This is a genomic window from Pseudomonas sp. BN414 (genome assembly GCF_029871275.1).
GTDB classification, from domain to species: domain Bacteria; phylum Pseudomonadota; class Gammaproteobacteria; order Pseudomonadales; family Pseudomonadaceae; genus Metapseudomonas; species Metapseudomonas resinovorans_C.
This window is the reverse complement of the sequence record NZ_SSOL01000065.1, coordinates 28,746-53,011: the sequence shown is the minus strand read 5'-3', so window position 1 is coordinate 53,011 and position 24,266 is coordinate 28,746. Positions and strand designations below refer to the sequence as shown.

General features: G+C 65.5%; 17 protein-coding genes. 8 read left to right on the top strand and 9 right to left on the bottom strand.

Annotation, left to right across the window (positions count from 1 at the left end; all coding sequences use genetic code 11):
• Positions 1 to 159 precede the first annotated feature (159 nt).
• Positions 160 to 1,632: an aldehyde dehydrogenase family protein gene (locus E8E95_RS13250; RefSeq protein WP_280350836.1), complete on the top strand. Its 1,473-nt coding sequence runs from the start codon at positions 160 to 162 to the stop codon at positions 1,630 to 1,632.
• Between the two features lie 4 nt (positions 1,633 to 1,636).
• On the opposite strand, the gene E8E95_RS13245 is transcribed toward E8E95_RS13250, so the two are convergent.
• The 4 genes from E8E95_RS13245 to E8E95_RS13230 all read right to left on the bottom strand — a co-directional run bounded on the left by E8E95_RS13245 (position 1,637) and on the right by E8E95_RS13230 (position 6,565).
• Positions 1,637 to 2,908: an MFS transporter gene (locus E8E95_RS13245; protein WP_280350834.1), complete on the bottom strand. Its 1,272-nt coding sequence runs from the start codon at positions 2,906 to 2,908 to the stop codon at positions 1,637 to 1,639.
• Between the two features lie 238 nt (positions 2,909 to 3,146).
• Positions 3,147 to 4,544, bottom strand: a complete 1,398-nt coding sequence (ppnN, locus tag E8E95_RS13240; protein ID WP_280350832.1) for a nucleotide 5'-monophosphate nucleosidase PpnN — start codon at positions 4,542 to 4,544, stop codon at positions 3,147 to 3,149.
• 254 nt (positions 4,545 to 4,798) lie between these two features.
• The gene (locus tag E8E95_RS13235) at positions 4,799 to 5,845 is read right to left on the bottom strand and encodes a class I SAM-dependent methyltransferase (protein WP_280350830.1); all 1,047 of its coding nucleotides are present in this window, start codon (positions 5,843 to 5,845) and stop codon (positions 4,799 to 4,801) included.
• A 219-nt stretch (positions 5,846 to 6,064) separates the two neighbouring features.
• Positions 6,065 to 6,565 (bottom strand): hypothetical protein, encoded by a 501-nt coding sequence (locus E8E95_RS13230; protein ID WP_280350828.1) that lies wholly within the window; start codon positions 6,563 to 6,565, stop codon positions 6,065 to 6,067.
• A 196-nt stretch (positions 6,566 to 6,761) separates the two neighbouring features.
• On the opposite strand from E8E95_RS13230, the gene E8E95_RS13225 reads away from it, so the two are divergent.
• The gene (locus E8E95_RS13225) at positions 6,762 to 11,165 is read left to right on the top strand and encodes a DEAD/DEAH box helicase (protein WP_280351184.1); all 4,404 of its coding nucleotides are present in this window, start codon (positions 6,762 to 6,764) and stop codon (positions 11,163 to 11,165) included.
• A gap of 272 nt (positions 11,166 to 11,437) precedes the next feature.
• Here the strand turns inward: E8E95_RS13225 and E8E95_RS13220 are convergent, their stop codons facing one another.
• Both E8E95_RS13220 and E8E95_RS13215 read right to left on the bottom strand, forming a co-directional pair.
• The gene (locus E8E95_RS13220; protein WP_280350826.1) at positions 11,438 to 12,196 is read right to left on the bottom strand and encodes a Mut7-C RNAse domain-containing protein; all 759 of its coding nucleotides are present in this window, start codon (positions 12,194 to 12,196) and stop codon (positions 11,438 to 11,440) included.
• A 54-nt stretch (positions 12,197 to 12,250) separates the two neighbouring features.
• Positions 12,251 to 12,904: a peroxiredoxin gene (locus tag E8E95_RS13215; RefSeq protein ID WP_077523971.1), complete on the bottom strand. Its 654-nt coding sequence runs from the start codon at positions 12,902 to 12,904 to the stop codon at positions 12,251 to 12,253.
• A gap of 311 nt (positions 12,905 to 13,215) precedes the next feature.
• On the opposite strand from E8E95_RS13215, the gene E8E95_RS13210 reads away from it, so the two are divergent.
• The gene (locus E8E95_RS13210; protein WP_077523970.1) at positions 13,216 to 13,503 is read left to right on the top strand and encodes a GYD domain-containing protein; all 288 of its coding nucleotides are present in this window, start codon (positions 13,216 to 13,218) and stop codon (positions 13,501 to 13,503) included.
• A gap of 51 nt (positions 13,504 to 13,554) precedes the next feature.
• Here the strand turns inward: E8E95_RS13210 and E8E95_RS13205 are convergent, their stop codons facing one another.
• Positions 13,555 to 14,274: an EthD domain-containing protein gene (locus tag E8E95_RS13205; protein WP_280350821.1), complete on the bottom strand. Its 720-nt coding sequence runs from the start codon at positions 14,272 to 14,274 to the stop codon at positions 13,555 to 13,557.
• A gap of 267 nt (positions 14,275 to 14,541) precedes the next feature.
• Between E8E95_RS13205 and fusA the strand changes: the two genes are divergently transcribed.
• Positions 14,542 to 16,644, top strand: coding sequence for an elongation factor G (gene fusA, locus E8E95_RS13200; protein WP_280350819.1), 2,103 nt, complete (start codon positions 14,542 to 14,544; stop codon positions 16,642 to 16,644).
• Positions 16,645 to 17,024: 380 nt separating this feature from the next.
• Here fusA and E8E95_RS13195 read toward each other — a convergent pair whose 3' ends face one another.
• Both E8E95_RS13195 and E8E95_RS13190 read right to left on the bottom strand, forming a co-directional pair.
• Positions 17,025 to 18,152 (bottom strand): LLM class flavin-dependent oxidoreductase, encoded by a 1,128-nt coding sequence (locus E8E95_RS13195; RefSeq protein WP_280350817.1) that lies wholly within the window; start codon positions 18,150 to 18,152, stop codon positions 17,025 to 17,027.
• Between the two features lie 339 nt (positions 18,153 to 18,491).
• Entirely contained in the window at positions 18,492 to 19,676 is a 1,185-nt protein-coding gene (locus tag E8E95_RS13190) for a flavin-dependent monooxygenase (protein ID WP_280350815.1), read from the bottom strand.
• 324 nt (positions 19,677 to 20,000) lie between these two features.
• On the opposite strand from E8E95_RS13190, the gene E8E95_RS13185 reads away from it, so the two are divergent.
• Genes E8E95_RS13185 through E8E95_RS13170 form a run of 4 tightly spaced genes read left to right on the top strand, consistent with a single transcriptional unit; the run spans position 20,001 to position 24,020 of the window.
• Positions 20,001 to 20,507: a flavin reductase family protein gene (locus E8E95_RS13185; RefSeq protein ID WP_280350813.1), complete on the top strand. Its 507-nt coding sequence runs from the start codon at positions 20,001 to 20,003 to the stop codon at positions 20,505 to 20,507.
• Between the two features lie 9 nt (positions 20,508 to 20,516).
• A complete protein-coding gene (locus tag E8E95_RS13180; protein WP_280350811.1) occupies positions 20,517 to 22,193 on the top strand; it encodes an FAD-binding protein in 1,677 nt (558 codons plus the stop codon).
• Entirely contained in the window at positions 22,190 to 22,948 is a 759-nt protein-coding gene (locus E8E95_RS13175) for a glucose 1-dehydrogenase (protein ID WP_280350809.1), read from the top strand. Before E8E95_RS13180 ends, E8E95_RS13175 begins: the two co-directional genes overlap by 4 nt.
• 13 nt (positions 22,949 to 22,961) lie before the next feature.
• Positions 22,962 to 24,020 (top strand): ferredoxin--NADP reductase, encoded by a 1,059-nt coding sequence (locus E8E95_RS13170; RefSeq protein WP_280350807.1) that lies wholly within the window; start codon positions 22,962 to 22,964, stop codon positions 24,018 to 24,020.
• Positions 24,021 to 24,266 lie beyond the last annotated feature (246 nt).

Genomic DNA, 24,266 nt, shown 5'->3' with positions numbered 1-24,266 from the left:
CTAGGGAGCCGGAGTCGGGCAACTTGATGCGAAACGACTTCTGCTGGCGCGTTCCTTCAACCGACGCAATGCGCCAGGGTTTCGCCGCATTCCATCAACCACCGCCTGGCCGGCTGGCTGACAGTGACGCCACCTTCAGCCCGAACCTCGGAGATCCCCATGGCGACCCATCAACTCTTCATCGACGGCCAGTGGCGCGCCCCCGCCGAACCCCGACTGCGGCCAGTGATCAACCCTGCCAACGAGGTTGAGCTGGCACAGGTGGCGGTCGCCGCTGCGGCGGATGCCGACCTGGCGATCGATGCCGCGCGCCGTGCCTTCGATCAGGGGGAATGGCCATGGCTGGGTGTCTGTGAGCGGGCCGCGATTCTGCGGCGCATCGCCGAAGCCATCGAGGTCGATGGCGAGCACCTGGCGCGTCTGGAAACCCTCAACGCCGGCAAGACCCTCGGCGAAAGCCAGGGCGACGTGGCCAACGTGGTGGCGACCTTTCGTTTCTACGCCGCCTTGCTGGAAGCCGAGGGCGGGACCGTCAACACCCATGCGCCGGCCCATGTCATCAGCTTCAACCAGCGCGAGCCGGTGGGCGTCTGCGCACTGATCGCACCCTGGAACTATCCGCTGCTGCAACTCGCCTGGAAGGTCGCCCCAGCACTCGCCGCTGGCAACACACTGGTGGTCAAACCCAGCAGCCTGACGCCGCTGACGGCCCTGCGCCTGTGCGAGCTGATCGAGCAAGTGGGTTTGCCGGCAGGGGTGTTCAACCTGCTCACCGGCCCGGGTGAGATCGGCGAGCGGCTGGCCGCCAGCCCGGATGTCGACCTGGTGTCCCTGACGGGAGGCGCCACGGCGGGCGGCAAGGTGATGCGTGCGGCCAGCGGCAACTTCAAGCGGGTGGCGCTGGAGCTGGGCGGCAAGAATCCCAACATCGTCTTCGCCGATACCGATTTCGAAGTGGCTCTGGACCAGGCGCTCAACGCCGTTTATTTCAATGCCGGCCAGGTCTGCTCGGCGGGTTCGCGGCTGCTGGTGGAAGCCGGCATCCACGATGCTTTCGTCGAGGCACTGGCTGACCGGGTCAGGCGGATTCGTCTGGGCGATGGGCTGGCTGAGGGTACCCAGATGGGGCCGGTGATCTCTGCCGGCCAGCGCGATCAGGTCCTGGGCATGGTGAGCGGCGCGCTGGAGGAAGGCGCCCACCTGTTGGCCGGTGGACGGGTTCCGCAGGGCAGCGGGTTCGAAAAGGGCTTCTGGCTGGAACCAACCCTGCTGGGCAACGTGCGTGCATCCATGCGCATCGCCCGCGAGGAAATCTTTGGTCCGGTGATCACGGTGGAGCGCTTCGAAGGCGAAGCCGAAGCACTGCAACTGGCCAACGACACGCCCTTCGGACTCGCCGCCGGCGTCTGGACCCGCGACCTCGCCAAGGCCCATCGCATGGCTCGCCGGCTACGGGCAGGCACGGTGTGGATCAACGATTACAACGCGGCTTTTCCCCAGGCGCCCTGGGGTGGCTACAAGTCCAGCGGGATCGGTCGCGAGTTGTCGCGAGCCGGGCTGGAGGAGTTCAGCGAGATCAAGCATCTCTACCTGAACACCAGCCCGGCGGCGTTGAACTGGTTCGGCGTGTGAAGCCTCAACCGGCCAGCGCTGCGCGTCGCCCGCGCTCCAGGCGCACGCTGGCCAGAAGCAGCAGCCCGACGACGAAATAGCTGCCGGTGATCAGCATGGCCAGGCGGTGGTCACCGCCGGACAGCCAACTGGCCAGGCCGTAGGTCATGGGGCCGAGGATGGCGGAGAGTTTCACCGCCTGCCCCCAGAGCCCGTAGAACTCCGCCAGCCGCGTGGGCGGGGCGAGCAGGCCGACGATGGCGCGCCCCGCCGACTGGCTGGCCCCCATGCACAGGCCGGCGATATTGGCGGCGGCCCAGAACAGCGCCGGGCCGCTGGCCAGCCAGATCATGCCGACCATAGCCAGCCAGCCCAGCAGGGTCAGCGCCAGGGTGGGGCGATGGCCGATGCGGTCCTGCAGCCAGCCGAACAGCACAGCCCCGATCGAAGCGGTGATGTTGACGACGAAGATCAGCAGCAGGGTGTCCTGGGTGGTGAATCCCATCACCTGGTTGGCGTAGATGGCGGCCAGGCTGATCACCGCAGCGATACCCGCCTGGTAGCAGACCGTGCAGGCCAGGAACCGAACCAGGTCGCGGTAGCGCCCGGCCTCGCGCATCGTCCGGGCAAAGCGTGTCCATGCGCCGCCCTCCGAGTTTGGTTGCGGTCGGCTGCGTTCCTTCAGGTAGAGGAAGGTCGGCGTGCTGGCGAGGGCGAAGTGCAGGGCGGTGATGATCACGCACACCGGCACGAACTGCGCCGCCGTCTGGCCCTGCCCCTGTGCCCAGCTGACGTAACCGAGGCAGGCGCCCAGGCTGACCAGTCCGCCGATATAACCCAGTCCCCAGCCCCAGCCGGAAACCCGGCCCAGCGCATCATCGCGTGCGAGCTCCGGAAGGAAGGCGGCGATCAGGTTTTCCCCGGTACCGAAGCAGAAGTTCGACAGCACCACGAACAGCACCGCCACGGCCAGTGCACCGGGGCCGGCGAACGCTAGCGCAGCGGTGAACATCACGCAGCCGAGGGTGCTGAACAGCAGCAGGCGTTTCTTGCGTGCGGTGGCGTCGGCGTAGGCGCCGATCAGTGGCGCGGTAAGTATGACCAGGGCATAGGAAATGGCCAGCGTCGTGGTCCAGGCCAGGGTGCCCCAGGGTTTGCCTTCGGCGACGACGGCGACGAAATAGGCATTGAAAACGGCGGTGATGATCACCGTGGTGTAGCCGGAATTGGCGAAGTCGAACATCGCCCAGGCCCAGATTTCCCGGCGTGTCACACCGCTGGCGAGGCTGGATCGCATGGCGCTTTTCCCCCTGTCGAGCGTCCCGGAGAGCCTAGCCCCGCTGGCGGGATCTCGCGATGCCAGCTACTTGCTGGAATCCTCTGGGGCGTGACAGGCCGGGTTTTTCCTGTAGGGGCGAATTCATTCGCCAAGCAGGTCAACGGCCTGCCCAATGGAGTCAGGGGCAACTGCGTTGCCCTTGGCGAATAAATTCGCCCCTACATGTTTTCGGAGCGAAGTTCTGTTCCCCGAGAACTCAGCCCGCCAGCTCCGCCACGCGGCTTTGCACCACCCGGTAGCAGGGCACATAGGCCGCGCCGCCCGGGAGTTTCATCCGATGCTGGCGGACGAAGGCATTGAGCAGGTCGTCCAGTGGCTGCATCACTGCGGGATCGCCGTGGATTTCGTAGGGGCCGTACTGCTCGATCAGGCGAATGCCCTTGTCCTTCACGTTACCGGCGACGATGCCGGAGAAGGCCCGGCGCAGGTTGGCGGCCAGCTCGTGGGGCGGCAGGTCACGGCGCAGTTCGAGGCTGGCCATGTTCTCGTGGGTGGGTTCGAACGGGTGCTGGAAGCGTTCGTCGATCTTCAGCAGCCAGTTGTAGTGGAAGGCGTCGTTGCGCTCGCGGCGGAACTGCTTCACCGCCTTCAGGCCGTGGGCCATCTCGATGGCGACCGCACAGGGGTCGTCGATGATGATCTTGTAGCGGCTCTGCGCGGCTTCGCCCAGCGTGGCGCCGACGAAGGCGTGCAGCTGCTCCAGGTAAGCGGCGGCGCTCTTCGGACCGGTGAGCACGAGGGGGAAGGGCAGGTCCTGGTTGTCCGGGTGCATCAGGATGCCCAGCAGGTAGAGGAATTCCTCGGCCGTACCGGCGCCACCCGGGAAGATGATGATGCCGTGACCGACCCGAACGAAGGCTTCCAGGCGCTTCTCGATGTCCGGCAGGATTACCAGTTCGTTGACGATGGGATTGGGCGCCTCGGCGGCGATGATGCCGGGCTCGGTCAGGCCCAGGTAGCGGCCACCGTGGGTGCGCTGCTTGGCATGGCCGATGGTGGCGCCCTTCATCGGGCCCTTCATCACACCCGGACCGCAGCCGGTGCAGACGTCCAGGTGGCGCAGGCCCAGCTCGTGGCCGACCTTCTTGGTGTACTTGTATTCCTCGGTGCTGATGGAGTGGCCGCCCCAGCACACGACGATCTTCGGCTCCACGCCGGCACGCAGGGTGCGGGCGTTGCGCAGCAGATGGAACACGTAGTCGGTGATGCCCTCGGAACTGTCCAGGTCGAAGCGGTGGCTCTTCAGTTCGTTCTCGGTGTGGACGATGTCGCGCAGGGCACTGAACAGCATCTCGCGGGTGCTGGTGATCATCTCGCCGTCGACGAAGGCGTCAGCCGGCGCATTGATCAGCTCCAGGCGCACGCCGCGGTCCTGCTGGTGGATGCGTACTTCGAAGTCCTTGTAGGCGTCGAGGATGGTCTTGGCGTTGTCGCTGTGGGCGCCGGTATTGAGGATGGCCAGGGCGCATTGGCGGAAGAGCTGGTACATGCGGCCGGAACCGGCTTCGCTGAGCTGCTGCACTTCCAACTGGGAGAGGGTGTCGAGGGCGCCCTTGGGGCTGACCTGGGCATTGATGACTTGTCTTCTGGGCATTCGGAATTTCCTTGCAACGATGCCGGAGGGCCGGTCGACCCGACGCGGCGGAATGCTGGGCGCCATGATCCTTGGCGCAGGTTGAGGCGGTGTTTCTTATCTGGGCACTACGACGTTACGGATTTATTGCAGGACGGATTCGGCAGTCATGATTCAGCGTAATAGCGAGATTAGTGGCTGTCTGACAAGGACTTTCTTGGAGATGTTCCGGTTCACCGGGAGGTGGACGGCGGGCGCGCCGTCCACCGTTCCGTTCATTTGCGCGCTTCCAGGATGAGGTTGAAGGGCGTCTCCGTGGCTCGGCGGAACTGGCTGAAACCGGCCTCTTCGAACACCTTGCGCAGGCGTGCCTCGCCGGCCTGGGCGCCGAGGCCGAGGCCCACTTCCTGGGACAGCGAGTTGGGCGTGCAGATGAAGGTGGAGGCCGAGTAGAACAGGCGACCCACCGGGGTGGCGTTGTCGTCGAGCTGGTCGTTGGCGTAGGGCTCGACCAGCAGCACGGTGCCACCGGGTTTCAGCGTCTGCCAGGCGTGTTTGGCTGCACCCACCGGGTCGCCCATGTCGTGCAGGCAGTCGAAATAGCAGATCAGGTCGAAGCCGTCGCCCGGATAGTCCTTGGCGCTGGCCTGGGTGAAGGTGGCCCGGTCCGCCACGCCCCCCTCCCGGGCCCGTTGGGTCGCGGTTTCGATGGAGGGACCGTGGTAGTCGAAGCCGATGAAGCGCGAGGCGGGAAACGCCTGCGCCAGGATCACGGTGGAGGCACCGTGACCGCAGCCGACGTCGGCGACCTTGGCACCGGCCTTGAGCTTGTCCACGACACCATCCAGGGCCGGCAGCCATTCGTTTACGAGGTGCGCGCGGTAGCCGGGCCGGAAGAAACGCTCGGTGCCACTGAACATGCAGGGATGGTGATCGCCCCAGGCCAGTCCACCATCGCCGCGCATGGCTTTCACCACCTTGTCCTTGTCGTGGAAGAGGGCGGCGATGACCGAAGCTCCGCCCGCCACGTACACCGGCGAGTCTTCCACCGCCAGGGCCAGGGCCTGTTCCTCGGGAAGGCGGAAGCGCCCGTTGTCGTGTTCCATGTAGCCGGACGCGGCGTGGGCGCTCAGCCATTCACGCAGCAGGCGGGCGTTGCAGCCTGTCCGGGTGGCCAGTTCTTCCGGGGTGACCGGCTGGCTGTCGGCCATGGCGCGATAGAGGCCGAGTTCGTCGCCGAGGATGATGTTGGCGAGCATCGCCGCGCCACCCATGTCGGTAACCAGCTTGCCCATGAAGTCGTTGAGTTTGGATTCGTCCATCGCCTGTCCTCCTCGGGCAAGTGGGCAACCATCTGGCCGGAGCGACAGCGAAAAGCGGCGACGGGAGCCGTGGGGGCGATGGAAGGAGCCGCGGCAGCCGGGGTGTGATGGCTGGAGAGGCTCCTTCCGTGTCCCGCAATCGCAGGACACTTTCAGTCTAGTGGCCAGCCAATGGTCCATTGCGGGCCGAGGGGGTGCAGCCGATAAGCGGCGCGCCCTTCAGACGTAGATGCTGACCCCGCACTTGGCCTGCAACCAGTCGCGGTAAGTGGTCAGGGACGTGGTCTGCTTGTCGCCGTCGTAACCGATGAAGCCGATGCCGCTGTCCTTCTCGTCGAAGCCGGCATCGATCAGCTTCTGCACCTTGTCTTTCAGCTTCAGCGCATCGTCTCGCTCCAGTTCCGACACGTCGGGAAGCTGGATTCTGTTGGCGTCGGTGCTGGGCTGCGTGGTTTCCGTCGGTCGGGTACTGCCGGTCTGGGTGCCGCTGATGGCGTTGCCGCCGCTGCTCATGGCGCGGAACAGGCCGCCACGGCTCTGGGCTATCAGGGCGTTGGCATAGCGCCGCAGGTCGCCGACCGGGTCCTGGGTGGTGGTCGACTTGTCTTCGCTCTTGCCGGCGCTGGTACTGGTGCTAGCAGTGCCGGCCGTGCTGGCGTTGCTCCTGGAGGCGAGCCCCAGATAGCTGGCCAGGGCCGAGTTGCTGGAAATGGTGGTCATGGCAGTTCCTCTGCGCGATCTGACCGCCTGTTCAGCATTATTCGGGCCAGATGGCTGAAAGGCCCATGGGTTCTGGACTTCGAAGTACTGGCGTGCCACTCCGGCGGCAGTCGCTTGCCGTCTGCGGGCAATCAACTGCCGCCGTGGCGGGGCGACCATCGGTCCGGCCTCCTTGAGTCACTGTCGGGCGGCCACCATAGTGGATGCCATGACTTCGACTCGCCGACCCGCACCGGCCGCGCTGGAGGATTTCCACCCCGCCGTCGCCGCCTGGTTCCGCGCCAGCTTCCCCGCTCCGACGCCGGCCCAGGCCCTCGCCTGGACGGCCATCCGGGCTGGGGCGAGCACGCTGGTGGCGGCACCCACCGGCTCGGGCAAGACCCTCACCGCCTTCCTTTCCGCCATCGACGAACTGGTCCACGAAGGGCTAGAGCAGGGCGGCCTGCCGGACCGTTGCACGGTGGTCTACGTCTCGCCGTTGAAGGCATTGTCCAATGACATCCGCATCAATCTGGAGGAGCCCCTGGCGGGCATCCGCGCGGAGCTTTCGCGGCTGGGGCTGGAGGATGTGGATATCCGCACCGCCGTGCGCACCGGCGATACGCCCCAGGCGGAGCGCGACGCCATGCGCAAGCGTCCGCCGCACATCCTGGTCACCACGCCGGAATCGCTCTACATCCTGCTCGGTTCGGAGTCCGGCCGCGCCATGCTGGCCGGCTGTCGCAGCCTGATCATCGACGAAATCCACGCCATCGCCGGCAGCAAGCGCGGCAGCCACCTGATGCTCAGCGCCGAACGCCTGGAGTCGCTGTGCGGGCGCAGCTTGCAGCGCATCGGCCTGTCGGCCACGCAGAAACCCATCGAGCGCGTGGCGGCCTTTCTCATGGGCCAGGGGCGCGACGCCTGCACCCTGGTGGATGTGGGCTACAGCCGCGAGCGCGACCTCGCCATCGAAGTGCCGCCCGTACCGCTGGAAGCGGTGCTGAGCAATGAAGCCTGGGAGAAGGTCTATGACCGGCTGGCCGAGCTGGTGGCCGAACATCGCACCACCCTGGTGTTCGTCAACACCCGCCGGCTGGCCGAACGCGCCAGCCGCCACCTCTCCGAGCGCCTCGGCAATGCCGCCGTCGCCGCGCACCATGGAAGCCTGGCGCGGGAACTCAGGCTGGATGCGGAACAGCGGCTCAAACGGGGTGATCTCAAGGTGCTGGTGGCAACGGCGTCGCTGGAGCTGGGCATCGATATCGGCGATGTCGAACTGGTCTGCCAGCTCGGCTCGCCACGCAGCATTGCCGGCTTCCTGCAGCGGGTCGGCCGTTCCGGACACAGCGTCGGCGGCACCCCCAAGGGCCGGCTGTTCCCGCAGTCACGGGACGACCTGATCGAATGCGCGGCGCTGCTGGATTGCGTGCGCCGTGACGAACTGGATGCCCTGGTGATTCCCCATGCGCCGCTGGATGTGCTGGCGCAACAGATGGTGGCCGAAGTGGCCAGTCAGGAATGGGGCGAGGACGAACTGTATCGGCTGATGACCCAGGCCATGCCTTATGCGGACCTGGCCCGGGCGCAGTTCGACGCGTTGGTGAAAATGCTCTCCGAGGGCTACAACGGCCGTCAGGGCGTGCGCGGCGCCTACCTGCACCGCGATGCGGTGAATCGCCGCCTACGTGGTCGCCGTTCGGCTCGCCTGACCGCCATCACGTCCGGCGGTGCCATTCCTGAAACCGCCGATTACGCGGTGCTGCTGGAGCCCCAGGGAATGCCGGTGGGCAGCGTGCACGAGGACTTCGCCGTGGAGAGCCTGGCGGGCGATGTGTTCCAGCTGGGCAACCAGTCCTATCGCATTCTCCGGGTGGAGCCGGGCCGCGTGCGGGTGGAGGACGCCCACGGGCAGCCGCCGAGCATTCCGTTCTGGCTGGGGGAGGCGCCGGGGCGCACGGACGAGTTGTCGGCGGGGGTGGCGAGGTTGCGGGGGATGGTGGAGGACTCGTTGGCGGAGTCCGAGCCGGACCTGGACACCCTCACCCCCGGCCCCTCTCCCGGAGGGAGAGGGGAGCAGAACGAGCGGGCGATCGAGGCATTGCGCGAAAACATTGGCCTCAGCGAGGCGGCGGCGCGGCAGATTGTCGAGTACCTGGCGCGGGCACGGGCTGCGCTGGGGGCGCTGCCGACTCAGCAGCGGCTGGTGATGGAGCGCTTTTTCGACGAATCCGGCGGCATGCAGCTGATCATCCATTCCCCCTTTGGCAGCCGGCTCAACCGGGCATGGGGATTGGCGTTGCGCAAGCGCTTCTGCCGCAGTTTCAACTTCGAATTGCAGGCGGCGGCGACGGAAGATGCGCTGATACTGTCGCTCGCCACCAGCCACAGCTTCCCGCTGGAGGAAGTCTGGCGCTATCTGCATTCGAGCAGCGCAGAACACATTCTGATCCAGGCCATCCTCGATGCGCCGCTGTTCGGCGTGCGCTGGCGCTGGAACGCGTCCGCGGCACTGGCCCTGCCGCGCTATTCCGGCGGTCGCAAGGTAGCGCCACAGATCCAGCGCATGCGCAGCGAGGACCTGCTGGCCAGCGTCTTCCCCGACCAGGCGGCCTGCCAGGAAAACCTGGTGGGCGAGCGCGAGATTCCCGACCACCCGCTGGTGGCCCAGACCCTCGATGACTGCCTGCACGAAGCCATGGATGCCGAGGGCTGGCTGGCCCTGCTGCGACGCATGGAGCGTGGCGAGGTGCAACTGGTCGCCCGCGATCTGCCGGCGCCATCCTCCCTGGCGGCAGAAATCCTCGGGGCGCGGCCCTATGCCTACCTCGATGACGCTCCGCTGGAGGAGCGACGTACCCAGGCTGTGCAGCAGCGTCGCTGGAGCGATCCGGAGTCCGCCGACGATCTGGGGGCGCTGGATCTGGAAGCCATCGCCGCGGTGGCCGAAGAGGCCTGGCCGCAGGTGCGCGATGCCGACGAGATGCACGAAGCGCTGCTCGCCCTGGCCTGTATTACCCACGCAGAGGCGCAGGCCAATGAAGGCTGGGTCGGCTGGCTGGCGCAACTGGCCAAGGCCCGTCGGGCGAGTTGCCTGCAACTGGAAGGCAAGCCGGCAATGTGGGTGGCGGCCGAGCGTCTGGCACAGTTCCACGCGATTTTTCCCGATGCCGTGCTCAAACCGGCCATTACGGCACCGGAAGGATTCACCTCCGCATGGGAAGCCGAGGCGGCGTTGGTGGAGGTCGTGCGTGCGCGCATGGGCGGCTTCGGCCCGTTGTCCCTGGTGCGGCTGGCCAGCGACCTGCATCAGTCTCCGGCGATGCTCGGCGTTGCCCTGGCGAGCCTGGAGCGCGAAGGGCAGGTGCTGCGCGGTCGTTTCACGCCGGGCGCGGTGGAGGAGGAGTGGTGCGAGCGCCATCTGCTGGCGCGCATCCATCGCTACACCGTCAAGCGCCTGCGCCGCGAGATCGAGCCGGTGGAACGGGCCGATTTCATGCGGTTCCTGTTCGACTGGCAGCGCATCGCCCCGGCAACCCAGGTTCGTGGCGCCGAAGCCCTGGCGATGGTGCTGGGGCAACTGGAAGGTTTCGAGGCCGCCGCCGCTGCCTGGGAAAGCGAGATTCTTCCCAGCCGGGTGGCCGATTACGGCATCAACTGGCTGGACGACCTCTGCCGTGCCGGCCGGGTGGTCTGGTGTCGCCTGGGTGGACGCGGCAAGGCCGCAGGGCCGGTGCGCGGTACGCCCATCCTCTTGCTGCCGCGCAAGAACCTGGGGCTCTGGCGTGCCTGCCTGCAGGATGCGCCGACGCCCGAGCCTTCGCCGCGTGCCGAGCGGGTGCGCCAGGTGCTGGCCGGCCAGGGCGCGCTGTTCTTCGACGAATTGATGGACGAGGCCCACCTGCTGCGCAGTGAACTGGAGGATTGCCTCGGTGAACTGGTGGCCCTAGGCCTGGCCAATGCCGATAGTTTCGCTGGCCTGCGTTCACTGTTGCTGCCGGCGGCCCGACGTAGCCGGCATGACCGCCGTGCACGCCTGGCCCTGGCCAACATGCAGGACGCCGGGCGCTGGGCACTGCTGCGCGGCAAGGCCGAAGAGGGCACTGGCAAGGTTCCGGCCGATGCGCTGGAACACGTGGCCCGCACCCTGTTGCGCCGCTATGGCGTAGTGGGCTGGCGCCTGTTGGAGCGCGAGGCCAACTGGCTGCCGCCCTGGCGCGACCTGCTGCGGGTCTATCACCGACTGGAAGCGCGCGGCGAGATCAGGGGTGGGCGCTTCGTGGCCGGCGTCTCCGGCGAACAGTTCGCCCTGCCGGAAGCCGTGGGACTGCTACGCGAAGTGCGCAAGCGTCCGCTGGCTGGACAACTGACCAGCCTCTCGGCCTGCGATCCACTGAACCTGCTGGGGACCTTGCTCAACGGCACCAAGGTGCCGGCGGTGGCGGGCAATCGCCTGCTGTTCCGCGATGGCGTGCCGGTGGCAACGCTGGTGGCGGGCAAGGTGAACCTGCTGCAGGACACCGATCCGACCACCGCCAATGAATGGCGCGCGGCGCTGATCCGCCAGCCGGCGGCAACGCCGGTTGGGCAGCAGTCGAGACGGGCGCGGATGCCGTTGTAGGTGCGGGTTGGGCACTCACCTTGTGGGGGCGAATTCATTCGCTAAGCAGACTGAAAGTCTGCCCTGCAATGCCACAGGGGGCACTTCGTGCCCCTTCGCGAATAAATTCGCCCCCACAGTAAAAGCAGACCCATCGCTGGCATCGGCCCTAACCGCTTGTAATAGCTCAGAAATTGACCCAACCCAAGCAGCCCCCCGCCAGACCTGGCGCCTGGCCATCGCCCGACAGCTTATCCACAGCTTCATCCACCGTTTTTGTGGGTATGCGCCGATCAGTCTTCGCCGGACTTATCCACAGCCAGCAAGGGGGCGAGCAGGGTGCACATGCTGCGCCAATGAGAGCCTTCCCAATACAGCCGGTCGCAGGCCGCACAGCTGAGGAATCGCGAATAGAGGGCGCCAACCTTGGGCGGTACTCGGGGGCGGGCGAGTTCCGGGGCGATCTCGTGGAGCGGATGGTTGCAGTGCAGGCAGATGCTGAAGGGATTGGCGCTGCGGGCCAGGTCCAGCCGTTCGAACAGCTCGCGCAGTTGGAGCGAGGGTTTCAGCGCATGTACGTAGCAGCCGTGGGTGATGATGCGGCGCTTGAGCAGCTCGCGGTCGCGGGTCAGCACGATGCGCCCTTCATGGGCGGAAATCTCGGCGATTTGCCCATCCTCGAAGCCGTTGTCGTAAAGGGTGTCGAAACCGCTCATGCGCAACAGGCTGGCGAGGCCGCCCAGGTGGGCGTCGGCTACGAAGCGCAGCACCCGCAGCGGGTGTGCGCGGACCTTGAGCAGGGGGCTGATGTCCAGCGTTTCGAACTTGGGATAGACCGCCACCCGGTCGCCATCGAGTATCACCCGCTCGAAACCGACCGACTCGCCATTGAGCAGTACCAGTTCGACTTCGGTGTGCGGCACGCCCAGCGCCTCGATCATGTGCTTGACCGTGGCCGCCCGCGCGCAGGCACAGGTGAAGGCCTGCCGGCGCCGCTCGGTGGGCAGGAAGTCATTGAGCTCTTCGTAGAATCGGAACGTTGCCCTGACCATGCAGGACAGTATGGCAGCCCGTGGCGCGCCCTCCGTGGGAGGGCGCGCGACCGGTCATTTCGGCTGGGCGACGACCCGCAGGTACGGCTTCAGGGTCTTGTAGCCGTCCGGGTACTTCTTCTTCGCGTCTTCGTCGGAGACCGAGGTGGGAATGATCACGTCCTCGCCGGGTCGCCAGTTCACCGGCGTCGCCACCGTGTGCTTGGCGTTGAGTTGCAGCGAATCCAGCAGGCGCAGCACTTCGTCGAAGTTGCGGCCGGCGCTCATGGGGTAGACCAGCATGGCCTTGACCTTCTTGTCCGGGCCGATGAGGAACACCGAACGCACCGTGGCGTTATCCACTGCGGTGCGGGGGCCGGCGCTGGCATTGGGGTGGATCATGTCGTAGAGCTTGGCCACCACCAGGTTCTCGTCGCCGATCATCGGGTAGTTGACCGCATGGCCCTGGGTTTCCTCGATATCACCGACCCATTTGCGGTGATCGCTGACCGGGTCCACGGACAGGCCGATGACCTTGGTATTGCGCTTGTCGAATTCGGGCTTGAGCTTGGCCATGTAGCCCAGCTCGGTGGTGCAGACCGGCGTGAAGTCCTTCGGGTGGGAGAACAGGATGGCCCACTGGTCACCGATCCACTGGTGGAAATTGATGGTTCCTTCGGTGCTGTCCACGGTGAAGTCGGGTGCTTCGTCACCAATGCGGATTGCCATGTACGTCCTCCTTTGTCTGGCTGTTTGGGCCCGCCAGTGCCTGGCGGCTATCGCGGCAGGCCCTTGAGCCTTCCGGGCCTGAAAGTATAGGTCGGCCTCCCGCGCCTGCCCGGCAGACAGTGGATCAGTGGTCATGCGCCCCGGTCCGGGAGTGCTATTCCTACCTTGTGGAGGTCGTCGGAAGCTCGCTGTCGACAGGGCCCGTGGCGCGTTGCGCCGAATGGGCATGCATGGCGGGAAGAGTGGCGGCCTTCTTCCAGTGCAGTGACTTCCGCAATCCCGACCGTCGCCCTCCAATCAGGAGCGCGCGCATGGCTACGTTCATCACGCTGGCGAGCTTCACCGACCAGGGTATTCGCAGCGTCAAGGATTCCCCGGATCGCTTCGTCGCCTTCAAAGGGTTGGCCGAGCAGCTTGGTCTTTCGGTCAAGACCGTCTACTGGACGGTAGGCAGCTACGACCTGGTGCTGATAGTCGAGGGGGATGAGGAAGCGGCGACCACCTTGTTGCTCAAGACGGGCCAGTTGGGCAATGTCAGGACGCAGACATTGCGTGGTTACTCGGAGCAGGAGTTCCGGCGTCTGCTCGGCGGCCTGTAAAGAGTCGAGCCCTTGAACGGGGAGCAGCACGAGCGGCCGCTCCCCTTGGGCTCACAGCGCGGCGGCTGCCTTGAGCAGGTACTGGCTGGTGGGCAGCACATCGAGCTTGTCGAAGTCGATGAAGCGATTGCAGCTGTCCATCATCGCCGCCAGGTTCTTCTGGAACTTCACTTCATCGCCCACCGCATCGAAGAACGCCATGGGATCGGTCATGGCGGCCGGCGGGAAGGCTTCCTCGACTATGGCGTCCACCGGCGCGGCGCCGTGGGTGAGGGCGCGTACCACCAGGTTCTGCACGTAGAGGAAGTTGTCCTGAGTGTCGATGGCGACCCGGGTGTGGTGGTTGCGCCAGACATCCAGCCAGGCATCGCGGGTCAGGCGCGGCGGGCAGCTGAGGAAGGCGATTTGCGAGAAACCGTGGGTACGCTGGCCGGGATGGGCGGGGAAGCGGGTATTGCGAATCGCCACCGATTCGCACACCAGGTAGGCGGCCAGGCGACTGGAAATCGCTTTCAGGACGTCATCGAAGGGGCGGCGGACGTCGGTGTTGGCGCTGTCGACCCAGAGCGACAGGGTGGCGTCCGGCAGCGGCCGGTTGTTCTCCTGGCGCAGCCCGGCGGCAGGGGCGACGTCGGCATCCGCCAGGTTCACCTGCAGGCCTCGTGCGCCCAGAGTGAACAGCTGTTCGGCGATCGCGCCGCGCAGTTTCTGGGAGAAGTTTTCGACGCTGTCCTGCGGGGCGCGCCACAGGGTGTAGATGATCTTTTCCACGGCAAGGTCCTTGTTTTTATGGAGGCGCCCAGACCATGCGGTCTGGCGCGCGGCCCGGCATCGTCCACCCGGACTAGCGGATGAGTGGCCAGTGGCATGGTCGAGGCGGTGCTAGCGTTAGGGGAGGGGACGTGCGGCCTTGGGGACTGCCATTCCCGTGCAGCAGGCCATTCGCCCACAACCCTTGTACTCGAACCCGGTGCCGTTGGCACCGCCGGAGTGCGTGCGGCCCTGCCATAACCCATAACCCGCACGGAGGTGATCGCCATGGCCCGTACAACCCCCATCAGCCACTACCGCAACATCGGCATAGTGGCCCACGTGGATGCCGGCAAGACCACCACCACCGAACGGGTTCTCTACTACACCGGGGTCAACCACAAAATGGGCGAGGTGCATGACGGCGCCGCGACCATGGACTGGATGGTCCAGGAGCAGGAGCGCGGCATCACCATCACCTCGGCGGCCACCACGGCGTTCTGGAGCGGTTCGCGCAAGCAGCTCGACAAGTTCCGCATCAACATCATCGACACCCCCGGCCACGTCGACTTCACCATCGAGGTGGAGCGTTCCTTGCGCGTGCTGGATGGTGCGGTAGTGGTGTTCAGTGGCGCCGATGGCGTGGAGCCGCAGTCCGAGACCGTCTGGCGCCAGGCCGACAAATACCACGTACCGCGCATTGCCTACGTGAACAAGATGGACCGCGCCGGCGCCGACTTCCTACGGGTGGTGGAGCAGATCAAGAAGCGCCTCGGCCATACGCCGGTGCCGATCCAGCTGCCCATCGGCCAGGAAGAGCACTTCAACGGCCAGATCGACCTGATCCGCATGAAAGCCATCTACTGGAACGACACCGACCAGGGCGCCAGCTTCCGTGAGGAGGAGATTCCCGCCGAACTGCGGGAAGAGGCCGATCACTGGCACAACGTGATGCTGGAAGCCGCGGCCGAGGCCAATGAGGAGCTGATGACCAAGTACCTCGACGGCGGCAATCTTTCCGAGGAGGAAATCAAGACCGGCCTGCGCATTCGCACCCTGTCCTGCGACGTGGTGCCGGCCGTGTGTGGCTCCTCCTTCAAGAATAAGGGCGTGCCCCTGGTGCTGGATGCCGTGGTGGAGTTGCTGCCGGCGCCCACCGAGATTCCGTCCATTCGCGGCACCCATCCGGACCACCCGGAGAAGGAAGACGAACGTCATGCCGACGACACCGAACCCTTCTCGTCCCTGGCCTTCAAGATTGCTACCGATCCCTTCGTCGGCACCCTGACCTTCGTTCGCGTCTATTCCGGCGTGCTGAGCTCGGGGGATGCCGTGCTCAACTCGGTGAAGGGCAAGAAGGAGCGCGTCGGCCGCATGGTGCAGATGCACGCCAACCACCGCGCGGAGATCAAGGAAGTGCGCGCCGGGGATATCGCTGCGCTGATCGGCATGAAGGACGTCACCACCGGCGACACCCTCTGCGACCTGAACAAACCGATCATTCTGGAACGCATGGACTTCCCTGAGCCGGTGATTTCCATCGCAGTAGAACCCAAGACCAAGGCCGACCAGGAAAAGATGGGCATCGCCCTTGGCAGGCTTGCCCAGGAAGACCCGTCATTCCGCGTCAAGACCGATGAAGAGACCGGACAGACCATCATCTCCGGCATGGGCGAATTGCACCTGGACATCATCGTCGACCGCATGAAGCGCGAGTTCAATGTCGAGGCCAATACCGGCAAGCCCCAGGTGGCCTACCGCGAGACGATCCGCAAGACCTGCGAGATCGAAGGCAAGTTCGTCCGCCAGTCCGGCGGTCGCGGCCAGTACGGCCACTGCTGGATTCGCTTTGCGCCAGCCGACGAAGGGCAGGAGGGGCTGGTGTTCATCAACGAAGTGGTGGGTGGCGTCGTGCCCCGCGAGTTCGTTCCGGCTATCCAGAAAGGCATCGAGGAACAGATGAAGAACGGCGTACTCGCCGGCTACCCGCTGATCGGCCTGAAGGCTGCGGTGTTCGACGGTTCCTACCACGATGTGGACTCCAGCGAGATGGCGTTCAAGGTCGCCGCGTCCATGGCCACCAAGCAGCTCTCGCAGAAAGGCGGCGCAGTGTTGCTGGAACCTGTGATGAAGCTGGAAGTGGTGACGCCAGAGGATTACATGGGCGACATCATGGGCGACCTCAACCGCCGGCGGGGCCTGATCCACGGCATGGACGACGGCGTGTCCGGCAAGATCATCCGCGCCGAAGTGCCCCTGGGTGAAATGTTCGGGTACGCCACCGATGTACGCTCCATGTCCCAGGGCCGGGCCAGCTTCTCCATGGAATTCGCCCGCTACGCCGAGGTACCGGCGAGCATTGCCGAGGTGATTGTGAAGAAATCGGGTTGAGAAGCAGCGAGGAAGTATTGTGGGGTCTGCGAGTCAAGTAGGTTGTGGTAGAGCGAAGCGAAACCCAACGATCGAGACCGCAACGTTGGGCCTCGTTCCTCGGCACCAACCTACGGCAGATCTTCGATCTGCAGCGAATGAATTCGCCCCCACAGGAGGTGTGCGAGGGCAGGGCGGTGCCGTCGCGAGTCACCCCTCTCCCTCTGGGAGAGGGGCTGGGGGTGAGGGAAGTAGTGCCCCGCTCGGAATTCCAATGGCAGATCTTCGACCTGCATTAGCGAATGAATTCGCCCCCACAGGAAGAGCCCCTACCGTTGTGCCATCCCAAAAGAAAAACGGGCCCGAAGGCCCGTTTTTCATTCCTCACTCCGCTGCTCAGGTCAGTCCTTCTGTTTGCGGAAGTAGGGAATCACGTGCTCGCCGATGTTCTTCAGCGTCTCCAGCTGCGCCCACTGCGGCACGGTGCCCATCTGGCAGATGAAGAGGATCTCGTCGGCGCCGGCGTCGATCAGGCGCTGCACGTAGCCGATGCAGTCGCTCACGGTGCCGTAGGCATGGTTGGGGTTCATCATCGCCATGGTCGGGTCGGAGAAGTCGACCTTAACCTCCTCGGAAGCGAAGCGCGACTTGATCACCGCCTGGCCGTTGCCGTCGACGAAGGTGTCGTCCTTCCACTTCTCCGGGTCCGGGCGCTCACCGCCGGCGTACCAGTACGCCAGGGATTCCATGAAGTAGCGCTGGCCACGGATGCCGATGTGGCGAGCCTTCTCGTTGTCTTCCAGGACGATGGCCGGGCACAGGGCGGCGATGTGGCGATTGGGGCGGAAGCCAACCTGGTTCTTCTCGTCACGGTTGTCCCAGGCCTCGTGGTACACGGCGACCTTCTTGGCGATCTCCTCCGGGCCGCCGAAGCCCAGTACTAGCGCGCCCATGCCACGGCCGCCGGCGTTCTTCAGCGACTCGGTGTTGGTGCAGGCCAGGTACATCGGCGGGTGCGGGTCCTGGTAGGGCTTGGGATGGATCGGGCGTTTCGGGATCTTCACGAAGTCGCCGTTATGTTCGATCTCGTCCTGCACGAACATCTTCGGGATCAGGTACATGGCTTCGTCGATCTGCGGCTGCAGGGTGGCCAGGTCGTAGCCGAAGGTGCCGGCCTCCTGCTGGGTGCCGCCCTTGCCCACGCCGAAGTGCACGCGGCCCTTGGACAGGAGGTCGAGAGTGGCGATGCGCTCGGCCACCTTGACCGGGTGGTTCATGGCCGGCGGCAGGCAGACCACGCCGTGGCCGATGCCGATGCGCTCGGTCTTGCCGGCGACGAAGGCCAGCATGGTTTCCGGCGCCGACATGTGGGAGTAGTTGGTCAGCGCGGTGTGTTCCACGCACCAGAAGGTGTCGAAGCCGAGCTTGTCGGCGAGTACGGCCTGCTCGACGGTTTCGTCGAAAATGCGACGGTCGCCCTCGCGGCTGGAGTCGATCGTCTGTGCCTCGTAGATCAGGGAGAATTTCATGCGCTTGGCCCTTCTTGTTCTTCGTTCGGTCAACCCGGAGAGGTCGGGTCTTGAGCGCATGGTGTGGGATCGAAAACCGCGCTGAATCCCCCAAAGGGACTAGTCATCTTGATGCCCCACACAGCACGACGCCCGCGCGGGGCGGGCGTCGTGGCGAGGCGGGTTCGCCAGCAAGCTGGCTCCTACGGCGAATCGCGATCTCAGGACCGTAGGATGTGGTGGAGCGGAGCGATACCCATCATCGCGGATTGATGGGTATCGCAAGCTCCACCCATCCTACAGAAGCTAGCTCTTACGCAGGATGGGTATAACACGGAACGAAACCCCACCTACAAGGGATCAGAGGAAGAAGTCGGTGCTATCCAGCCCCATCCCCACACCGCCCAGGTTGAGCGCGTACTTGCCCGGGCAGTTGGCCACGTGGGCGCGGCCGGTGTGGATATCGCGGAAGGCGCGGTTGATGCCGTGCTTGCGGAAAATGGTGGAGGCGCCGCTGTTGTACATCAGCGCTTCTACCGCCTGGGCGCACTTGTCCGGGACGATGGCCGAGTCGTAGCGCATCTTCACCCGTTCAGCCATGGTCAGCCCTTCGCCGGCCTTGGCGCGCTGCATCATCAGGTCGAAGTTGCGCAGCAACACCGTGCGGCATTCATCCACCGTGACCATGGCGTTGGCCAGGGCCGTCTGGGCGCCGGGGTCCTGGATGATCTTGCGGCCATCGTTCACGCCGACGCGGCTCTTGTTGGCCTCGACGAACAGGTCAATGGCGCCCTGCAATGCCCCGATGGTGGAGGAGGAAACCGCCCGCACGAATATCTGCCCGAAGGGCAGACGGAACAGCGGAGCGGTGTTCACCGCATTGCCCGGGCTGTTCTGCAGGAAACCGTCGATGGAGCGGTGGGTGCGGTGCTCTGGCACGAACACGTCCTGCACCAGCACGTCGTGGGAGCCGGTGGCTTCCAGGCCCATCACGTCCCAGTTGTCGACGATGCTGTAGTCGCTGCGCGGCACCAGGAAGGTGCGGTAATCCGGGCCGTCGCCTTCCTTCTCCGGCGGGACCATGGCGCCGAGGAAGGCCCACTGGCAGTGCTTGCTGCCCGAGGAGAAGCCCCAGCGGCCGCTGAGGCGGAAGCCGCCGTCGACGCGGGTGACCTTGCCCACCGGCATGTAGGAGGAGGAGATCAGCACGCTCGAATCCTGGCCCCAGACATCCTGCGCCGCGCGGTCGTCGAACAGCGCCAGCTGCCAGTTGTGGATGGCCACCACGCCCAGCACCCAGGCGGACGACATGCAGCCCTCGGCGAGGGTCATCTGCACTTCGAAGAAATCACGCGGCTCCAGTTCGTAGCCTTCCCAGCGCGCGGGCTGGAGGATGCGGAAGAAACCCGCTTCGTGGAAATCGCGGATGGTTTCCTCGGGCAACTGGCCGTTCTTCGCAGCCAGCGGCGCGCGTTCGCGCAGCACGGGCACCAGTTCTTTGGCACGTTGTTTCAGGCGTTGGCGGATCAGGTCTTGGTCGAGCATGTTGTTGTTCTCCTGTTGAAGGCTTTTCCACCTATCGCCGGGCATTCAAACAACGGGCAAGCGGGGCGGCATCCTTCAAACGGACCATATGCCGGAGGTGGGGGGCTGCTGGCTCTTTGTGGGGGCGAATTCATTCGCTAATGGCAGCGCAGCTGCCACCTGTGGGACCGAAGGGCAGACCTTCGGCCTGCATAGCGAATGAATTCGCCCCCACAGGTGAAGAGCCCCACATACCGGCGATCTGACTAGTCCCCTCGGACGATGTTGCCCGCCCGGCCCTGGCGAAGAATCGGCTCCACTTGAGAACAACAAGAGGGCAGTGCGATGAGCCAGGCCGATCTGAAAGGCGAGATGCTCCAGGCGATGCGTCGTCTGGCCAAGTCCGTGACCATCATCACCACCAGCAACGGCCAGGAGCGGTTCGCCATGTCCGCCACTGCGGTGGATTCGCTTTCCACCGAGCCGCCGTCGCTGCTCATCTGCGTGAACAAGACCGCGTCCCTACACGCCGTGCTGGATGCGGGCGCGGACTTCTGCGTGAACATCCTCGGGCTGGAGCAGGAGGAACTCTCCCACCTGTGCAGCGGCCCGGTGAAGGGTGAAGCGCGCTTCCAGCAGGGCGACTGGCGCAGCAGCGAGGGTGGCATTCCGTACCTGGGCGATGCCCAGTCCGCCATCCTCTGCCAGCAGGACGGCAAGTTCAGCTACGGCACCCACACCATCTTCATCGGCCGCATCGTGGAGATTCACAATAGCGCCGAGATCAGCCCGCTGGTCTATCTCAATGGCGCCTACACCACCACGGCATCGTCCCTGGCAGTAGCGAGCTGAGGGCACGCCATGACCGCCATGGAGCAAAGCCCCGAAACGCCGCTGCGCGTACGTGACGCCGCGCAGCTGAACTGGGATGACAGCGCCGACCTACTAGTGGTCGGTTTTGGGGGCGCCGGTGTCTGCGCCGCCATCGAGGCTGCCAGCCAGGGCGTTTCCGTGCTCGCCCTGGAGCGTTTCGCTGGCGGTGGCGCCACGGCGCGCAGCGGCGGTGTGGTCTATGCCGGTGGCGGCACCCCGCATCAGGCCGAAGCCGGTGTGGAGGACTCGCCCGAGGCCATGTTCGACTACCTACGCCAGGAAGTCGGAAATGCCGTTTCAGCCGAGACCCTGCGCGAGTTCTGCGAGAACAGCGTCGCCAACCTGGCCTGGCTGGAACGCCACGGCGCGGCCTTCCAGGGCAGTGTGCCGCCGCTGAAAACCTCTTACCCCAGCGACCAGTATTTCCTCTACTACTCCGGCAACGAGGCGGTCCCGAGCTATGCCGCGCAGGCCCGTCCGGCGCCGCGTGGCCATCGGGCCCTGGGCTCGGGAATGTCCGGCATCAACCTGTTCCGCCCGCTGGCTGCCAGCGCGCAGCAACTCGGCGTGCGCCTGCGGCGCCAGTGCGAGGTGCGGCGGCTGGTACTGGACGATTCCGGTGCCGTGCTCGGCGTCGAAGCCTGGGCGTTGCCGGCGGGTAGCGGCGCGGCAAAAAAACATGCACGCCTGAGCCGCTGGACCGATGCCATCCATCCTTATGCGCCAGCGCTTGCCGATCGCTGGCGCCGCAAGCTGCGTGCGCTGGAGCTGAACCAAGCCAAGCGTCGGCTGATTCGCGCCCACCACGGCGTGCTGCTCAGCTCGGGTGGATTCGTTTTCAACCGCGCCATGCTGACCGTGCATGCGCCGCGCTATCTCGACGGCCTGCCACTGGGCACCAGTGGATGCGATGGCAGCGGCATCCGCCTCGGCCAGAGTGCCGGCGGCCGCACCGCACGCATGGAACGGGCGAGCGCCTGGCGCTTCATCAATCCGCCGCTGGCCTGGGCCCGTGGCCTGATCGTCAATGCCGAAGGGCGGCGCTACTGCAACGAAGAGGTGTACGGCGCCAAGCTCGGCCACGCCATGGTGGAGGAGCAGGGCGGCCGCGCCATCCTCATTCTCAACCGTGCGTTGATGAAGGAAGCCTACGCGCAGGTCGGGCCGGGCAAGGTCTGGTCCTTCCAGCGCCTGCCTGCGGTGCTCAACATGCTGTTCAACGCCCGCCGTGGCCGCAGCCTGGCCGAGCTGGCGGAGCGCAGCGGCTTGCCGCAAGCGAACCTCGAACGCACGGTTGCCGCCTACAACGCTGCGGCGAGGGGGGATCGCGAAGACGAGTTGGGCAAGTCCCGCGCCTTCCTCGCGCCCCTGGACGAAGGCCCCTGGTACGCCCTGGACCTCTCGTTCGATAGCAAGCTCTTCCCCTGCCCGGTGATCACCCTCGGCGGCCTGACCGTGTGCGAACGCAGCGGGCAGGTGTTGGCGGATGACGGTCAGCCCGTCCCCGGCCTGTTCAGCGCCGGCCGCAATGCGGTGGGCGTGGCCTCCAATTTCTATGTGTCCGGCCTGTCCCTGGCCGACTGCGTCCACTCCGGACGTCGGGTCGGTGCCCATGTGGCGGGCCTGGTTCGTGCCGCTCTGGCTTCCCAAGGAGAACAACAATGAAACGAGTCGAAGGCAAGGTTTGTATCGTCACTGGCGCCGCCAGCGGGGTAGGGCGCGAAGACGCGCTGTTGCTGGCCAGCGAAGGGGCGAAGGTGGTGCTCACCGACCTCAATGAGGAAGCCGGCCGCCAGGTGGCTGCCGAGATCGGCGCCAATGCGATCTTCGTCCGCCAGGACATCGCCAGCGAGGCCGATTGGCAGAACGTCATCAAGCTCACCCTGGAGAAGTTCGGCCGTCTCGACGTGCTGGTGAACAACGCCGCCATTTTGGCCATGGCCAGTGTCGAGGACACCAGCCTGGAGCTGTGGCAGAAGGTCCAGCGCATCAACAGCGACGGTTACTTCCTCGGCTGCAAATACGCGATTTCGGCAATGAAGGACAGCGGTGGCGGTTCCATCGTCAACATGTCCTCGGTAGCGGCCCTGGGCGGCATGCCGGCCTTCTGCGCCTACTCCGCTTCCAAAGGCGCAGTGGCCGCGCTGACTCGCTCGGTGGCGCTGCACTGCAAGGAGCAGGGCTACCGCATCCGTTGCAACAGCGTGCACCCGGACGGCATCAACACCCCCATGACCCAGGCCCTGACTGGTTTCCAGGCGATTCCCCAGGACGTGCTGGACCAGAATCCGAAGAACCGCATGTGCGCCCCGCGCGACATCGCCAACCTGGTGCTCTTCCTCGCCTCCGATGAATCGCGCTTCATCAACGGCAGCGAGATGCGCATCGACAACGCGCAGACCGTCAGCGGCCTGCTTTGATCCGGAGAGTGTGATGGGTAGCGTGCAGCCACTTGTGATCGAGCCGCAGCAGTCCGGCGCCTTCCAGCTGGAAGTGGCCGAGGTGATCAACGAGACCCACGACAGCCGTTCGCTGGTGCTGCGGATTCCCGCTGGGCTGGAAGCGCGCTTCCAGTACAAGCCGGGGCAGTACCTGGGCTTTCGCGTGGTGCTCGGTGGCAAGCGACTGACACGCTGCTATTCCATGTCCAGTTCGCCGGATTGCGACACCCTGCCGAAGGTCACCGTCAAACGGGTGGACGGCGGCCGGGTATCCAACTGGTTCAACGACCAGGTGCGTCCCGGCGACCTGCTGGAGGTGCTGCCGCCCGCGGGGCATTTCCACCTGCGTCCCGGTTCGCATGACCTGGTGCTGTTCGGCGGCGGTTCGGGGATCACCCCGGTGTTCTCCATTCTCAAATCGGCGCTGAAGACCACCGACCGCCGGATCAAGCTGGTGTATGCCAATCGCGACGAAGCCTCGGTGATCTTCCGCGATGAGCTGAAGGCACTGGCCAAGGCCCATGTGGACCAGCTGGAAGTGGTGCATGTGCTGGATTCGGTGCAGGGCTTCCTCAGCCAGGGCGAAGTGCGCCAGCTGGTGCGCGGCCACGCCGGTGCGGAGTTCTACATCTGCGGGCCTGGTCCTTTCATGGACACCGTGGAAGGGGCGCTACTGGGGCTGGGGGAAGCGCGTGAGCGCATTCATGTGGAGCGCTTTGTCTCGCCGCCCGATCCGGATGCCCAGGAGACCGTTCCGGCGGCCGCCGGCGTCGAGGCGGAGCAACTGCTGGTGGAACTCGACGGCCAGCTCAGCGAAGTGCCCGTGCAATCGGGCGAGACCCTGCTGCAGAGCATGCGCAATGCCGGCCTCGACGCGCCTTACTCCTGCGAAGAAGGCTTCTGCGGCGCCTGCATGTGCAAGGTGGAGGAGGGCGAAGTGGTGCTCTCCCGCAACGATATTCTCAGCCCCGCGGAACTTGCCGAAGGCTGGACCCTGGCATGCCAGGGCCGCCCCGGCAGCGCGCGGCTGAAACTGAAGTTTCCGGGGTGACAGCCGGGGACTACCGCCCTTGCGGGTGGTATTGAGCGTGTATGTCAGTGCCTTTACACCCGGCTTCGGCCGGGTTTTTTATTTGAAGATGTAGGTTGGGCAGAGCGCAGCGAAGCCCAACAGGGGGCATGGATTTGTTGGGCTTCGCGTAGCTCAGCCACAACCTACGGGGACGGCGTAGCGTGTAGGGTGGAAGTCGCTTTTCACTTCCACCAACGGTGTTTCCGGTGGGCGCGGCATTCGCGA

Coding starts and splice junctions, on each gene's coding strand:
- E8E95_RS13250 (WP_280350836.1), top strand. CDS start 160: ATGGCGACCCATCAACTCTTCATCGACGGCCAGTGGCGCGCCCCCGCC.
- E8E95_RS13245 (WP_280350834.1), bottom strand. CDS start 2,908: ATGCGATCCAGCCTCGCCAGCGGTGTGACACGCCGGGAAATCTGGGCC.
- ppnN (WP_280350832.1), bottom strand. CDS start 4,544: ATGCCCAGAAGACAAGTCATCAATGCCCAGGTCAGCCCCAAGGGCGCC.
- E8E95_RS13235 (WP_280350830.1), bottom strand. CDS start 5,845: ATGGACGAATCCAAACTCAACGACTTCATGGGCAAGCTGGTTACCGAC.
- E8E95_RS13230 (WP_280350828.1), bottom strand. CDS start 6,565: ATGACCACCATTTCCAGCAACTCGGCCCTGGCCAGCTATCTGGGGCTC.
- E8E95_RS13220 (WP_280350826.1), bottom strand. CDS start 12,196: ATGGTCAGGGCAACGTTCCGATTCTACGAAGAGCTCAATGACTTCCTG.
- E8E95_RS13215 (WP_077523971.1), bottom strand. CDS start 12,904: ATGGCAATCCGCATTGGTGACGAAGCACCCGACTTCACCGTGGACAGC.
- E8E95_RS13210 (WP_077523970.1), top strand. CDS start 13,216: ATGGCTACGTTCATCACGCTGGCGAGCTTCACCGACCAGGGTATTCGC.
- fusA (WP_280350819.1), top strand. CDS start 14,542: ATGGCCCGTACAACCCCCATCAGCCACTACCGCAACATCGGCATAGTG.
- E8E95_RS13195 (WP_280350817.1), bottom strand. CDS start 18,152: ATGAAATTCTCCCTGATCTACGAGGCACAGACGATCGACTCCAGCCGC.
- E8E95_RS13190 (WP_280350815.1), bottom strand. CDS start 19,676: ATGCTCGACCAAGACCTGATCCGCCAACGCCTGAAACAACGTGCCAAA.
- E8E95_RS13185 (WP_280350813.1), top strand. CDS start 20,001: ATGAGCCAGGCCGATCTGAAAGGCGAGATGCTCCAGGCGATGCGTCGT.
- E8E95_RS13180 (WP_280350811.1), top strand. CDS start 20,517: ATGACCGCCATGGAGCAAAGCCCCGAAACGCCGCTGCGCGTACGTGAC.
- E8E95_RS13175 (WP_280350809.1), top strand. CDS start 22,190: ATGAAACGAGTCGAAGGCAAGGTTTGTATCGTCACTGGCGCCGCCAGC.
- E8E95_RS13170 (WP_280350807.1), top strand. CDS start 22,962: ATGGGTAGCGTGCAGCCACTTGTGATCGAGCCGCAGCAGTCCGGCGCC.